Source organism: Bilophila sp. 4_1_30 (assembly GCF_000224655.1).
GTDB classification, from domain to species: Bacteria; Desulfobacterota; Desulfovibrionia; order Desulfovibrionales; family Desulfovibrionaceae; genus Bilophila; species Bilophila wadsworthia.
The window spans coordinates 723,420-736,992 of record NZ_JH114232.1 but is presented as its reverse complement, the minus strand read 5'-3'; the positions used below and the strand labels follow the sequence as shown (position 1 = coordinate 736,992).

The following is a 13,573-nucleotide window of genomic DNA, read 5'->3' as shown; positions in this document are numbered from 1 at the left end:
CGCGGGCAACGGCGGGCACCCCCTTCAACCGTATGCCCTCCACCGCCACCCTCGGCTGCGGCACATGGGGCGGCAACAGCACCACGGAAAACGTCCACTGGCGCCACTTCATCAACGTCACGTGGGTCAACGAGCCCGTAGCCCCGTGGACCTTCACCGACGAAGAAATGTGGGGCGATTTCTGGAAGAAGTACGGCAAATAAGAAGATGAACGGGATATGAAGACTGGGGAAGGGGAGAAGGAAGCCCTTCTGAAGAAGGGTTCCTTCTCCCCTTCCCCCAGACCCCATCCCCTCATCCTCCCAAGACTTTTGCCTTTATCGAATCCCTGTCCGCAGGTTTTCCAAACGGCAAAAAAAGAAAAAGGCGCGCAGCGGCTTTTTCCCAAAGCCACAACAAACACAAAGAGAAACGCCTGACTCCCTCAACAGCCCGCACCTCCGGCAACAGGAGCGCCGCGGCAACGCAGGGGTCCGGGGGCATCATGCCCCCCGGCGGGGGTCAAGGGGGCCGAGTCCCCTTGCCGCCGTAGGCATCCTCTTCCAAAAGGAACTGCCATGAAGCTGTTTGAATATCAGGCAAAGGAAGCCTTCCGCGAAAAAGGCCTGCCAACCCCGAAGGGCGTACTGGTGCGCGGCATGGACGAACTGGACGGCGCATTTGCGGAGGTCGGATTTCCGTGCGTGCTCAAGTCGCAGGTGCTGAGCGGCGGGCGCGGCAAGGCCGGGCTCATCAAAGTCGTGAAGGACGCCGAAAGCGCCAGGGCCACCGCCAAGGCCCTGTTCGAATCCGAACACAACGTCCGTATGCTCCTTGTTGAAGAGGCCGTGGACATCGACCGCGAAATCTACCTCTCCATCACCGTGGACCCTGTGGAATCCAAAATCATGCTTATCGGCTGCGCCGAAGGCGGCGTGGAAATCGAAAAGCTCGCCGCCACCGCTCCCGAAAAGATCGTCACCGTGCGCGTGGACATCGCCGAAGGGCTTGGCGGCTACCACGTCAACAACCTCATCTACGGCATGGGGCTGTCCGGGGACCTCGGCAAGCAGGTCGGCGCGATCGTGCGCGGCCTGTACAAGACCTTCCGCGCCTATGACGCGCAGCTCGCCGAAATCAACCCGCTGTTCATCACCAAGGACGGCAAGGCCATCGCGGGCGACGGCAAGCTCATCATCGACGACAACTCCGTGTGGCGCCAGCCCAACTACCCCCTTACCCGCGACTACTTCGACTCCGAAGTCGAATTCGAAGCCGCGCAGGAAGGCATCCCGTACCTCCAGTTCAACGGCGACATCGCCCTGATGTGCGCGGGCGCGGGCCTGACCACCACCGTATTCGACCTTATCAACGACGCGGGCGGACACCCGGCGACCTATGTGGAATTCGGCGGGGCCAACTACACCAAGGCCGTCCGCACCATGGAACTCTGCCTCAAGACCCCGAGCAAGGTTATCCTCGTGGTCACCTTCGGGACCATCGCCCGCGCGGACGTCATGGCGCAGGGCCTCGTGGAAGCCATCAAGGTCCACCAGCCCAAGCAGCCCATCGTCACCTGCATCCGCGGCACCAATGAAGAGGAAGCCTTTGCCATCCTGCGCGACGCCGGGCTGGACCCCCTGACCAACACTGAAGAAGCCGTGCAGCGGGCTGTGGATATCGCTGCCGGGAGGGCATAATGAGCATTTTCATCCATAAGGATTCGCGCGTGGTTGTGCAGGGCGTCACCGGCAAGGAAGGCGCTTTCTGGGCGAAGCACATGAAAGACATGGGCACGCAGGTCGTCTTCGGCGTCACCCCCGGCAAGGAAGGGCAGGACGTGGACGGCATCCCGGTGTACCATTCCGTCCGCCGGGGCATAAAGGACCACCCCGCCGACGTCGCCATGCTGTTCGTGCCCCCCAAGTTCACCAAGGACGCCGTGTTTGAGGCCCTCGACGCGGGCATCAAAAAGATCTGCACCATCGCGGACGGCATCCCGCTGCACGAAGCCATCCAGATCCGCCGGGCCGCGCTTTCCTGCGGCGCGATGGTCGTGGGCGGCAACACCTCGGGCATCATCTCCGTGGGCGAAGCCATGCTCGGCACCATCCCCTACTGGATCGACCGCGTATACAAGAAGGGCCACGTCGGGGTCATGACCCGCAGCGGCTCCCTGACCAACGAAGTCACCGCCGAAATCGTCAAGGGCGGGTTCGGCGTTACGACCCTGATCGGCGTGGGCGGCGACCCGGTCCCCGGAACCCGTTTCGCGGAACTCCTCCCGCTGTACGAAGCCGACCCGGACACCCACGCCGTCGTCATCATCGGCGAACTCGGCGGCACGATGGAAGAGGAAGTGGCCGAAGCCATGGAAGCCAAGGCCTTCACCAAGCCGCTCGTGGCCTTCATGGGCGGACGCACGGCACCCGAAGGCAAGCGCATGGGGCACGCAGGCGCCATCGTCACCGGCGGGCGCGGCACCGTGAAGGGCAAGACCGAAGCCATCGTCAAGGCCGGCGGCAAGGTCGCCAAGCGCCCGAGCGAAGTGGGCGCGCTTTTAAAGGCATTCCTCGGATAACCGGAAAGGCGGGGGTGCTTGCGCTCCCGCCTTTTTCCATACCGCCGCCCGGCACACCTTTTGGGCGGCGCATGTTTTGACAGTGCCCCGTACCCACTCTATGCTCGTTACGGCCGCCACGTCGCGGCCGGACAACATTCCGATCGGGCGGGACCCCTCCCTCCCCGGCAGAGGTGATCTATGAGATTCCGCGCTTTGATGAGCCTTCTGGCTTTCGTCCTGTGTCTGTTCCCCTCTCACGCAAAAGCCGCCGAACAACTGCAAACGGCCTGGATCGGCGAGCATGAGGCGTTCCTCGTCTGGTACGCCAAACAGAAAGGATGGGACAAGGAAGCGGGCCTTGATATCCGTATGCTCCGCTTCGGCTCCGGCGACAAAATCGTTTCCCGGCAGGGCGACTATCAATGGAAAATCGCCGGATGCGGAGCCGTCCCAACGCTCATGGCCGCCTCCAAGGGGCAATTCTACGTCGTCGGCATAGGCAACGACGAATCCGATCTCAACGCCATCTATGTCCGCCCCGACAGCCCGATCCTGAAGGCCAAGGGAGCCAACCCCCGTTATCCCGATGTCTACGGCAGTGCGGACACCGTGCGCGGCAAGCTCATCCTGTGCCCGGAAAAAACCTCCGCGCACTATCTGCTCAGCACCTGGCTGCACATCCTCGGGCTCAAGGACGAGGACGTGAAAATCCAGAACGTCCTGCCCGGCCCGGCTGTGGACATGTATTCCAAGGGATTCGGAGACGCCGTTTCCATATGGGCTCCCGCCACCTACACGGCGGCTCAAAAGGGCTATCAGATTGCCGCCAGCTCTCCGGACTGCGGCATCCGCCAGCCCATTCTTCTGCTGGCCGACCGCGAGTTCGCCGACAAGAACCCTGAACAGGTGCGGGCTTTCCTGCGCGTCTACCTCCGCGTCGTCGACGCCATGCACAGCGAAGGCTTCGATGCGTTCGTACAGGAATATATCCGCTTCAATAAGACATGGAACGAAAAGCTGATGACGCGCGAGGAAGCCGTGGAAGACCTCCGGGCTCATCCCGTGTTCTCGCTGGGAGAACAGATCACGCTTTTCCATCCCGAATCCGGCAACCTCAGGAACTGGCTCCGCGGCATCACCGCCTTCTACGGCAGGATCGGAGAACTTTCTCAGGAAGATGTCGCCAACCTGAATGCGTTCGGCTTCCTCAACGACTCGTTCCTCAAGGGCCTCCAGCAGTAAGAGTTCCAAACTCTCCCGAAAAGAAACGCGCCGCCCCAACAGGGACGGCGCGTTTGCATAAGCTCTCTTGGCTGTTTCAGCGGACCGCCTTCCCTGCCGCCAACGCTTCCATACGCGGATCGGACGGGATGGCGGAAGTGAGGCGCACTTCCTGCGCCTGCATGGAGAGGCCCCATTCCCACGCAAAGGGCACGCCCGGCTCGGGCAGGGCCATGATGTCGATGGCCATGACGCTGCGCCCGTCCTTGTCGGCCCGCGACCAGATGAGGCCGGGGGCCTGCGCGTTGACCTCGCCCGCGAACGCCGCGCCGGGGCCGCCGCCGAGCAAAAGATGATAACGCTGTTCCAACGCCTCGCGGACGGCGAACTCTCCCTCAAATCCCCACGGGCTGATCCCGATGCGTATTACGGCGTCGGGAGCGGCATCGGCAGCGGCAAGCACCGACGCAAGGAGCTTCGGCGTGGGCGCCTCCGTTTCCGGCGTACCTCCCGCCGACAGCGGCGGGAACAGGATCACCGCCACGGGCACCCCGCCGACATGGAACCGCTTCGTTACGGGCGTATCGCCCACTTCGAAGAAATTCCGGGGGCGCGACGAACCGAACCATGCGGCGGCACCGGCGGACAACATGCCGCAGTCGACATGCAGGGCGTCGTACACGGCGCGCACTGCTTCCGGCGAGGCATCGCCCGTTTTCGCGGGATCGGGGAGTTCGGTATCGGGAGAAAATTCGTCCGCCCCCACCAGCGTCAGGGTGGGCACGGGGTCGCGCCGATAGCGTTCGAGAACGGTGGCCCGCCGGGCCACGCCGCCTACCAGCGTGTGTCCTCAGGAAGGGCAGGGATGAAGCGCGCCGTGGGAATCGGCGGCATACAGGATGCGCAGGATCGGCTGCGCCGTGGCGGAAACGGAAAGCTCAGGGGCTGTCCGCAGCCCTTCCCCCTCGGGGAAAAACTCAGAGGCCACCGCTGTCCCGATAAAAGAGAACAGCAGCAGGCACAAAACAAGAAAGCCGGGGGAGGCGGACTCCCCCGGACATCTGCGGGATGTTTTCACGCCGTCCGTATTCACAGAGACGAATTCCCGCATCTCAACTTACGCGTTGAGATATTCTTTGAGTTCTTTCCCGGCGCGGAAGAAGGGAAGGCGCTTGGGTTCCACGGCAACCTTTTCACCGGTGCGCGGATTGCGGCCAGCATAACTGCCGTATTCCTTCACCTTAAAACTGCCGAACCCGCGGATCTCCACACGGCCGCCTTCAAGGAGGGAATCCTTCATGCTGTCCACAAACGTGTTGACCACAAGGGTCGCCTCATCCAGAGAAATGTTGGCCTGATCAGCCAAGGCTTTGACCAGCTCGCTTTTGTTCATGACAACTCCGTGAAAAGTGCAGTATTGCTGTAATATACATAAGCCCCACGGCATGGGCAAGAGGATTTCTAACAGAAAATCACTTTTACTCTCACCATGTTGTGAATCCCCCGACAGCAACTCGGCCCTTCCGAGAGTCGCCTGTTCCTTCTCCCGCAAGGCTTTTAGAACGGTTTGCGCCGGTTACGGAACAACACCAGTCTTGTTTCACTATACAATCATCGATATTTCAAAAATGGCAAACGGTTCGCGGGCTGAAGGGAATAATGGGGAAAATGGAGGGGGAGGAGACACTTTTTATAGGAAACGTCTCCTCCCCCTCGCCAATATCTTCACGTCGTTTTTTGCGGGTACCGCACGCAGAGCGGTTTTCTCCAGCCCACCGGGAGCTGTCCTTTACTGCTGCTGTTGCTGCCTGTTTGTATGCTGCCACAACAGGTAATCACGGAGCAGTTTGTCGATGCGTCCATCGAGCACGGCGTCGGTGTCGCCGATTTCGCAGTTGTTGCGATGGTCCTTCACCAAACGGTACGGCTGCAGCGTGTAGGTACGGATCTGGCTGCCGAAGCTGATGGCATTCTTGCCCGCGTACTCGGCCTGACGGGCGGCATCGCGCTTGCTCAATTCCAGATCGTAGAGGCGCCCGCGCAGGATGCGCATGGCGGAATCCTTGTTGTGATGCTGCGAGCGTTCGTTCTGGCACTGGACGGAGATGCCAGAGGGGATGTGCGTGATGCGCACGGCGGAATACGTCGTGTTCACGCCCTGCCCGCCGGGGCCGCTGGCGCAGAAGATGTCCACGCGCAGATCCGATTCCTTGATCTCGATTTCGATGTCGTCGCCCGCGTCGGGGATCACATCCACCGAGGCAAAGGAAGTGTGGCGGCGTCCCGAAGAGTCAAAGGGAGAAATACGGATGAGGCGGTGGATGCCGCGCTCCCCTTTAAGGAAGCCATACACGTTCTCGCCGGAAATGCGCAGGCTCACGCTCTTGATCCCGGCTTCGTCGCCGGGCAGGAAGTCCAGTTCCTCTACGGAAAAACCGTGCGAATCAGCCCAACGCAGGTACATGCGCTGGAGCATCTGCGCCCAGTCCTGCGCCTCCGTGCCGCCCGCGCCGGGGTGGATTTCGAGAATGGCGTCGGCGTGATCTTCTTCGGAAGAAAGGAGCAGGTTGGTTTCCGTTTCTTCGAGGAGCTCAGTGAGGCGCTCGATCTCCGCGCCCAACGACTCCAGCGCTTCGGCGGCGTCGCCGCCTTCCTTGATTTCCGCGCCGCCGGAAAGCTCCTGCGCCATTTCCTGCCAGTCCAGCATGGAGGCATGGCAGTTCTTGAGCGTATCAAGACGGTCCAGTTCCGCTTCCAAACGGCTCTTCTCGCGCAGCACCGGGGTCAGCTTTTCCGGGGCGTTCCACGCGTCGGGCGCGGAGAGCTCTTTCTCTATTTCAGCGAGACGTGCGGACAGGGAAGGCTGGTCAAAGACGCCCCCAGAGCGTCTCGAACTGCGAGGACAACGCCGCGATGCGGCTTTTCAAATCAGCAAGCTGAAGCATTGGAAATCCTTGTCGTTCGGTTAGATGTGACGCCGGAACCGCGAAAGGACCGGCGCGAAAAACGTGAGAAAAAGAGCAAGCCCGGCCCACGGCAGCCACGGTTCCAGAGTGAAAAAGACGGATTTCTCCGTCAGCGGGACGACCGGGTGCGACAGGCTCTCGGCCTTGAACAGGCCGCTGCGTGCCACGACGGCCCCCGTCGGGTCCACGAAGGCGGAAATGCCGGTGTTCGTGGAACGGGCTATCCAGCGGCGCTGCTCCACAGCCCGCAGGATGCCAAGGGAAAGATGCTGCTCGGGAGCGGAGGACCGTCCGAACCATGCATCGTTGCTGATGTTCACCAGCAGCGTGGCCCCTTGGGAGACCTGCTTGCGGGCCAGCTCGGGAAAGATGGATTCATAACAAATGAGCACGCCCAGAACAAGCGGCCCCCGATCCGGCGAAAGCTGCGGCGTGGCGGGCAGGACCAGCGGCCCGGTGGACTCGCCGGGCAGGAACTCGCCCACGCCCTGCAGCAATGGCCGCAGGAACGGCAGATCGAGGAACGGCGGCACGTACTCCCCGAAGGGCACAAGATGTTCCTTGTCGTACCATCCTTCGCCCACCCCGTTCGGCGCTATAAGGTAAGCACGGTTGAAGGCGTCGACAACCCCGTCCCCGCGATTGCGGAACCCCGGCGCGCCGAACAGCAAGGCCACGCGGCGATCCCTCGCAAAGGCGCGGATCGCCGCCGAAAGTTCCGGCGCGGTCTGATAATCGAAGGGCATGGCCGTTTCAGGCCAGATCAATAGCTCGGGGCGCTCCGATTCCGGCACGGACAGGGATTCCGCGCTCAGGGAAAGATAACGCTTGACCGTAAGCCGCTGCATGGCCGGCTCCCACTTCACGTTCTGATCAAGGTTGCCCTGCTCCAAGGATACCCACAGCCCTCCTTGGCCGGAAGGCGCAAAAGAGAGGGAAAACACGCCGAAGGCAACAACCAGAAAGATACCTGCAAGGGAACCGCCAAGGGCCGGAAGCCAGCGCTTCCGAAGCGCATGAGGGTGCCGCACACGGAGAATCCCTTCCGCACAAAGGCAGGACAAGCCAGCCAGCAGGCCGCCGAGCCCATACGCACCGATCACCGAGGCCAGCTGGATGACGGGCGTCCACGGCGTGAAGGCCGAGGCCAGCGTAATCCAAGGGAAACCGGTGAAGAACCAGCCCCGGAAGCATTCCATAAGATACCAGCCGAGCCCGAGCGCCACACCCTTCCGCCATGCCTGTTCCCCCCTCAGGGCATGGGCCAGCGCGGCGAACAGGCCTCCGTACAGGCCGATATACGCGCCCATGAGCAGCGGGCAGGGTGCGGCGAGCGCCCACGGCAGCCCCCCGAAGTCGTGAACCGGGATGGCCAGCCAGTAGAGGCAGGCCGAGGCCCCCGCCAGACCGCAGAGCCAACCGAGCCGGAAAGCGTGTTTCCAGCTTGTGGAACCTGTCCCAAGCAGGAACAGGGAGGCCGGATACAGGAGCGCCGCAGCCGGAAAAGACGCCACGGGATTGGGCATACCGATCCAGAGCCCCGCCGCGCCGCAAAAAATCCACCAGAGCATATTCATGAGAAAAACAAGCCGAAAGCGCCTTCAAAAGTCAAGCGAAAAGACGAAAGGGGTGTCCGGAAAAAGCAATCGTGCCACGATGCTTCAAAAGGTGTGACCTTCAAATGTTCCCAACTACCTGTGAAAACATTCCTTAATAAACTGTTTAACCAACCAGTTGTGCTATTTCTTCCTTGACGCCCCATTGCTTTTGAGCCATGAAAATAAATCGGATGGAGGGGGGATTTTTTCATGTCCGGACCGCTTTTGACGAGTTTGCGGCTGACCTTTTTTCCCTTCTCGACATCCGTGTATTTTCGGGTCCGACCGTGCCCGGGGCGCGAATCCCGCCGGCCGATCCCGCTTTTGTACGGTCCTGAGCGCTCAGGAAACCAAAGACTCCCGGAGGGGGGTCGCGTTCGGGTCAACCCCGCAAGTCAAGTGAGGCGTCCATGTTGCAATTGCTCCTCTTCGGCTGCATCGTTTTTCCGCTGATCGCGGCTGTCGCTGTAGCCCTGGACAAAGAAGGAACCCTGCGCCGCCGCATCGTGTATGCCGGCACCGGGATCACAGCACTGTCCGCACTGGGCCTGGCCCTGTACGGCAGCTTCGTGCTGCCCATATCGCCGGACAGTTCCCTCCAGCCCCTGATGACCGTGCTCGATCTCGCCTTGCTCGTGTTCATCCTGTACGTGGCCGTGAATATACGCCACAGGCTGTCCATGGGGCTCGCGCTCGGCCAGCTGGCCGGTATGATCTACCTCGATTTCTTCATGCTGGAAGGCCATCAGGCCACCGCATTCCTTGCGGATCCGCTGGCCCTCGTCATGGTGCTCGTGATCTCACTCGTCGGCGGGATCGTGTGCATTTTCGGCCTCGGCTACATGCAGGAGCATGAGGATCATCTCCGCCTCGCCAAATCCAAGCAGTCCCGCTTTTTCTTCTTCCTGCTGCTGTTCCTTGGCGCGATGAACGGCCTTGTCCTCTGCGACAGCCTCACCTGGGTGTTCTTCTTCTGGGAAATCACCACCCTGTGTTCCTTCTTCCTCATCAGCCATGACGGCACCCGCGAAGCCAAGCGCAATGCGACCCGCGCCTTGTGGATGAACATGGTGGGCGGCATCGGCTTCCTCGCCGCCATGCTGTTCATGCAGAAGGCCATCGGCACCCTGTCCATCCAGGCCATGCTGGCCCAGTCCGTGGTCATGCATTCCACGGCCGCCATGCTGCCCGTCGCCTTCCTCTGCTTCGCCGCGTTCACCAAATCCGCGCAGCTTCCCTTCCAGAGCTGGCTGTGCGGCGCCATGGTCGCCCCTACGCCCGTTTCCGCCCTGCTGCACTCCTCCACGATGGTCAAGGCCGGCGTCTACCTTGTGCTGCGCCTCTCTCCGGCCTTCGCCGGGACCATGCTCGCGGGCATCGTTTCCCTGACCGGCGCCTTCACCTTTGTGGCCGCTTCCGCCCTGGCCTGCGGCCAGAGCAACGGCAAGAAGATCCTCGCCTACTCCACCATCGCCAACCTCGGACTCATCATCGCGTGCGCCGGCATGGCGACCCCGGCGGCCATCACCGCCGCCATCCTGCTCATCATCTTCCACGCGGTTTCCAAGGGCCTCCTCTTCCTCTGCGTGGGCACCATCGAACAGCACATCGGCTCGCGTGACATCGAATCCATGCGCGGCCTGTACAAGATCATGCCCCGCGTGGCGGTCATCACGCTGTTCGGCATCGTGACCATGATGCTGCCGCCCTTCGGCGCGCTGCTCGCCAAGTGGATCGCCATCGAAGCGTCCGCCTCGGCCCCGGCCTTCATGCCCGTGCTCGTGGTGCTCATCGCCTTCGGCAGCGCCCTCACAGTGCTGTTCTGGGCCCGCTGGGCCGGCCTGCTCCTCGGCAGCGACCCGCTGAGCGACAAGCGCCCCGTCCCCGAGCACCTCGACGGCACCATGAGCTTCGCCCTGCGCACGCTCCTCTACGGCGCCATCGCCCTCTCCCTCTTCGTGCCGTGGATCTTCAGCGGCATCGAACAGAGCATCGCCTCGCTGTTCGGGGTTGAGGGCATGTTCGCTTCCGACTGGGGAATCCTGACCAACGGCAGGGGGCTGTTCGCCGTCTATCCCATGTTCTTCCTGCTCGCGCTCGGCATGTGGTATGCCCTGCGCCAGTCCCAAAAGGCCGAACGGGGACCCTGCGCGCTGCCTTACCTCTCCGGCATCCAGTATGTGCAGGACGGCAAGGTGGGTTTCAACGGCCCGCTGAACACCTTTGTGGAACCGAAGTCGTCCAACTATTATATGGAAGCCTGGTTCGGTGAACAGACGCTCACCGGCAGGATCAACACTATCGCCATTGTCCTCATGGTGGTCATGTTGGGAGGTCTGCTCTAATGCTGAAGCTCATTTTCGCCCTCATCGCAGTCGCTGTAGCCGTTCCCGCGGGCGGACTTCTCGCCGGGGTGGACAGACGCCTGACGGCCCGTCTCCAGTCCAGGCAGGGGCCGCCGCTGCTCCAGCCCTTCTACGACGTCCTGAAGCTCTTCGGGAAAGCCCCTTGCGTGACCAACCCGTGGCTCATCTTCTCGTCCTACGTCTGTCTCATGGCTTCGGCCATTGCCCTGCTCATGTTCTTCATGCAGGGCGACATGCTGCTGCTGTTCTTCGTCATGACGGTCGGCGCGGTGTTCAAGGTGGCCGGCGCGCTTTCCGCCGACTCGCCCTACAGTAACGTGGGCGCACAACGCGAACTGCTCCAGATGCTCGCCTACGAGCCGCTGGTCATCCTCACCTTCGTGGGCATGTCCGCCGCCACCGGCAGCTTCATGATCTCCGACATCTACGCGCTCGACGTGCCGCTGCTGCCGCACCTGCCGTTCCTGTTCATCGCGCTCGGCTACGCGCTGACCATCAAGCTCGCCAAGTCGCCCTTCGACATCGCCTCCTGTCACCACGGGCATCAGGAAATCGTGCGCGGCGTGCTGACCGACTATTCCGGCCCCCAGCTCGCGCTGCTCGAAATCTCCCACTGGCTCGACGTCATCCTGTTGCTCGGCCTGTGCTCCCTGTTCTGGCACACCAGCATCACGGGCATGGTCGTCCTGCTCGTGCTGACCTATGCGCTCGAAATCGTCGTCGACAACGTCTGCGCGCGTATGACGTGGGGCTGGATGCTCAAGCATGCCTTCGGCATCACGCTGGGCCTGGCCATCTTCAACATCCTCTGGCTCTACGTCCGCTAGAACCGAAGCCCAGACTATCGGGGGTACCCCATGAATTTTTCGGCATTGCATGAAAAACTGAATCAATACATCAACAAGGGACGTCTGAAGTCCCCTTGGGTAGTCCATTACGACTGCGGTTCCTGCAACGGCTGCGACATTGAAGTGCTGGCCTGCCTCACGCCCGTCTTCGACGTCGAACGCTTCGGCATCGTGAACATCGGCGATCCCAAACACGCCGACGTGCTGCTCGTCACCGGCACCGTGAACCAGCGCAACAAGGACGTCCTCAAAAACCTTTACGACCAGATGCCCGAACCCAAGGCCGTCATCGCCATCGGCGCCTGCGCCTGCACGGGCGGCGTGTTTCAGGACTGCTACAACGTCGTGGGCGGCGTGGACCATGTGATCCCCGTGGACGTCTACGTGCCCGGCTGCGCGGCCAAGCCCGAAGCCATCATCGACGGCGTTGTGCTCGCTCTTGAAGTGGTCAAGGGCAAACTCGGACTGCGGGACATGCCCCAGACGACCATTTTTGAATAAATCGACGACGCGCGGCCCCGTGCCGCGCTCCGGAGGAACATATGCCCCCATCAGTTGCTCGCCTCGAAGCCGAGCCGATTACGCTTGAAACGGTCCGCGCCGTGGCCAAGGCCAATTTCGACGCCGGATACCGTTTCGTGACCCTGTCCGTACACAACCTCGGCGACGGCAATCTCGATATCATTTACCACTACGACAAAAACCTGAACATGCGTCATTACCGCCTCACCGTTCCGCTGGGGCAGGCGGTGCCGAGCATTTCGGACATCTATTTCTGCGCCCTGCTCGTGGAAAACGAAAGCCGCGACCAGTACGGCATCACGTGGGACGGGCTGATCCTCGATTTCCAGGGCAGCCTCTATCTGGAAAAGGACACGCCGCCGCCGCTTCTCCGTGGCCCTTCCTGCACCCTTTCCACCGTCACCAAAAAGTAGGGAGCGCGTCATGTCCCGTACGATCATTCCTTTCGGACCGCAGCATCCGGTTTTGCCGGAACCGATCCATCTCCAGCTTGTCATGGACAACGAAACCGTGGTCGAAGCCCTGCCCAAGCTTGGCTACGTCCACCGCGGACTTGAAACGCTCACCACGCTCCGCGACTACAACCAGATGATCTACATCGTGGAACGCGTCTGCGGCATCTGCTCCTGCATCCACGCCCTGTGCTTCTGCCGCGCCATCGAGCACCTCATGGACGTCGAAGTGCCGCGCCGCGCCGCCTACCTGCGCATCATCTGGTCGGAACTCCACAGAATGCACAGCCATCTGCTGTGGCTCGGCCTTTTCGCGGACGCCCTCGGCTTCGAAAGCCTGTTCATGCAGTTCTGGAAAATCCGCGAACGCATCATGGACATCAACGAAGCCACGGCGGGCAACCGCGTCATCATCTCCACCAACATCGTCGGCGGCGTGCGCAAGGATCTCTCCCGTGAGCACCAGCGCTGGATCCTCGACGAAATGGATACCCTTGAAGCCGAAATGCGCCGCCTCGAAAAGGTGACCATGGAAGACTACACCGTCAAAAAGCGTACGGTGGGCATCGGCGTGATGACCGCTCAGGAAGCCATCCAGCTCGGCGCCGCCGGGCCGACCCTGCGCGGCAGCGGCGTGGCTCAGGACGTGCGCCAGACGGAATACGAAGCCTTCGCGGAACTCGGGTTCACGCCCGTGTCCGTCCTCGACGGCGACTGCTGGGCCCGTACCAAGGTCCGCTTCCTCGAAGTGCTCCAGTCCATGGAAATCGTCCGCCAGGCCATCAGCCACCTGCCCGACACGGAAATCAACGTGAAAGTCAAGGGCAACCCCTCCGGCGAAGTCATTTCCCGTGTCGAACAGCCCCGCGGCGAGTGCATGTACTACGTCAAGGGCAACGGTTCCAAGTATCTCGACCGCGTACGCATCCGCACGCCCACATTCGCCAACATTCCGCCCCTGCTCCATATGGTGAAGGGAATCCAGCTTGCCGACGTTCCCGTCGTCGTGCTTTCCATCGACCCCTGCATCAGCTGCACCGAACGGTAGGAGGAACTCG

Annotated in this window: 12 protein-coding genes and 1 pseudogene; 9 read left to right on the top strand and 4 right to left on the bottom strand. The window is 61.8% G+C overall.

Annotated elements, in window-relative coordinates; all coding sequences use genetic code 11:
- The 4 genes and pseudogenes from HMPREF0178_RS21530 to HMPREF0178_RS09895 form a co-directional block, all read left to right on the top strand.
- Positions 1 to 203, top strand: a pseudogene (locus HMPREF0178_RS21530) (aldehyde dehydrogenase); the annotation flags it as partial.
- Between the two features lie 354 nt (positions 204 to 557).
- The gene (locus tag HMPREF0178_RS09905) at positions 558 to 1,679 is read left to right on the top strand and encodes a succinate--CoA ligase subunit beta (protein WP_009733295.1); all 1,122 of its coding nucleotides are present in this window, start codon (positions 558 to 560) and stop codon (positions 1,677 to 1,679) included.
- Positions 1,679 to 2,560 carry a CoA-binding protein gene (locus HMPREF0178_RS09900; protein ID WP_009733294.1) on the top strand — a complete coding sequence of 294 codons (882 nt, stop codon included), beginning with the start codon at positions 1,679 to 1,681 and terminating at the stop codon, positions 2,558 to 2,560. The genes HMPREF0178_RS09905 and HMPREF0178_RS09900 overlap by 1 nt, the downstream gene beginning before the upstream one ends.
- A 180-nt stretch (positions 2,561 to 2,740) precedes the next feature.
- Positions 2,741 to 3,784, top strand: a complete 1,044-nt coding sequence (locus HMPREF0178_RS09895) for an ABC transporter substrate-binding protein (protein WP_009733293.1) — start codon at positions 2,741 to 2,743, stop codon at positions 3,782 to 3,784.
- A 76-nt stretch (positions 3,785 to 3,860) separates the two neighbouring features.
- On the opposite strand, the gene HMPREF0178_RS09890 is transcribed toward HMPREF0178_RS09895, so the two are convergent.
- The 4 genes from HMPREF0178_RS09890 to lnt form a co-directional block, all read right to left on the bottom strand.
- A complete protein-coding gene (locus tag HMPREF0178_RS09890) occupies positions 3,861 to 4,592 on the bottom strand; it encodes a hypothetical protein (RefSeq protein WP_009733292.1) in 732 nt (243 codons plus the stop codon).
- Positions 4,593 to 4,880: 288 nt separating this feature from the next.
- Positions 4,881 to 5,156, bottom strand: a complete 276-nt coding sequence (locus tag HMPREF0178_RS09880; RefSeq protein ID WP_005028452.1) for an HU family DNA-binding protein — start codon at positions 5,154 to 5,156, stop codon at positions 4,881 to 4,883.
- Between the two features lie 396 nt (positions 5,157 to 5,552).
- Positions 5,553 to 6,708 (bottom strand): peptide chain release factor 2 gene (gene prfB, locus HMPREF0178_RS09875; protein ID WP_157134918.1). Its coding sequence is split into 2 segments (ribosomal slippage): positions 5,553 to 6,632 and positions 6,634 to 6,708, totalling 1,155 coding nucleotides; the frame shifts between segments, so codons are not numbered across the junction.
- 20 nt (positions 6,709 to 6,728) lie between these two features.
- Positions 6,729 to 8,306 (bottom strand): apolipoprotein N-acyltransferase, encoded by a 1,578-nt coding sequence (gene lnt, locus HMPREF0178_RS09870; protein WP_009733289.1) that lies wholly within the window; start codon positions 8,304 to 8,306, stop codon positions 6,729 to 6,731.
- 431 nt (positions 8,307 to 8,737) lie between these two features.
- Here lnt and HMPREF0178_RS09865 point away from each other — a divergent pair, with 431 nt between their 5' ends.
- Genes HMPREF0178_RS09865 through HMPREF0178_RS09845 form a run of 5 tightly spaced genes read left to right on the top strand, consistent with a single transcriptional unit; the run spans position 8,738 to position 13,563 of the window.
- On the top strand, positions 8,738 to 10,672 hold the full coding sequence (locus HMPREF0178_RS09865) for an NADH-quinone oxidoreductase subunit L (RefSeq protein ID WP_009733288.1): 1,935 nt from the start codon (positions 8,738 to 8,740) through the stop codon (positions 10,670 to 10,672).
- Complete coding sequence (locus tag HMPREF0178_RS09860; protein WP_005028443.1) at positions 10,672 to 11,520, top strand: respiratory chain complex I subunit 1 family protein; 849 nt, start codon at positions 10,672 to 10,674, stop codon at positions 11,518 to 11,520. Before HMPREF0178_RS09865 ends, HMPREF0178_RS09860 begins: the two co-directional genes overlap by 1 nt.
- A 30-nt stretch (positions 11,521 to 11,550) precedes the next feature.
- Complete coding sequence (locus HMPREF0178_RS09855; RefSeq protein WP_005028441.1) at positions 11,551 to 12,042, top strand: NADH-quinone oxidoreductase subunit B family protein; 492 nt, start codon at positions 11,551 to 11,553, stop codon at positions 12,040 to 12,042.
- A 41-nt stretch (positions 12,043 to 12,083) separates the two neighbouring features.
- Positions 12,084 to 12,476, top strand: a complete 393-nt coding sequence (locus tag HMPREF0178_RS09850; RefSeq protein WP_005028439.1) for an NADH-quinone oxidoreductase subunit C — start codon at positions 12,084 to 12,086, stop codon at positions 12,474 to 12,476.
- 10 nt (positions 12,477 to 12,486) lie between these two features.
- A complete protein-coding gene (locus HMPREF0178_RS09845; protein WP_005028437.1) occupies positions 12,487 to 13,563 on the top strand; it encodes a nickel-dependent hydrogenase large subunit in 1,077 nt (358 codons plus the stop codon).
- The last annotated feature ends 10 nt before the right edge of the window (positions 13,564 to 13,573 follow it).

Coding starts and splice junctions, on each gene's coding strand:
- HMPREF0178_RS09905 (WP_009733295.1), top strand. CDS start 558: ATGAAGCTGTTTGAATATCAGGCAAAGGAAGCCTTCCGCGAAAAAGGC.
- HMPREF0178_RS09900 (WP_009733294.1), top strand. CDS start 1,679: ATGAGCATTTTCATCCATAAGGATTCGCGCGTGGTTGTGCAGGGCGTC.
- HMPREF0178_RS09895 (WP_009733293.1), top strand. CDS start 2,741: ATGAGATTCCGCGCTTTGATGAGCCTTCTGGCTTTCGTCCTGTGTCTG.
- HMPREF0178_RS09880 (WP_005028452.1), bottom strand. CDS start 5,156: ATGAACAAAAGCGAGCTGGTCAAAGCCTTGGCTGATCAGGCCAACATT.
- lnt (WP_009733289.1), bottom strand. CDS start 8,306: ATGAATATGCTCTGGTGGATTTTTTGCGGCGCGGCGGGGCTCTGGATC.
- HMPREF0178_RS09865 (WP_009733288.1), top strand. CDS start 8,738: ATGTTGCAATTGCTCCTCTTCGGCTGCATCGTTTTTCCGCTGATCGCG.
- HMPREF0178_RS09860 (WP_005028443.1), top strand. CDS start 10,672: ATGCTGAAGCTCATTTTCGCCCTCATCGCAGTCGCTGTAGCCGTTCCC.
- HMPREF0178_RS09855 (WP_005028441.1), top strand. CDS start 11,551: ATGAATTTTTCGGCATTGCATGAAAAACTGAATCAATACATCAACAAG.
- HMPREF0178_RS09850 (WP_005028439.1), top strand. CDS start 12,084: ATGCCCCCATCAGTTGCTCGCCTCGAAGCCGAGCCGATTACGCTTGAA.
- HMPREF0178_RS09845 (WP_005028437.1), top strand. CDS start 12,487: ATGTCCCGTACGATCATTCCTTTCGGACCGCAGCATCCGGTTTTGCCG.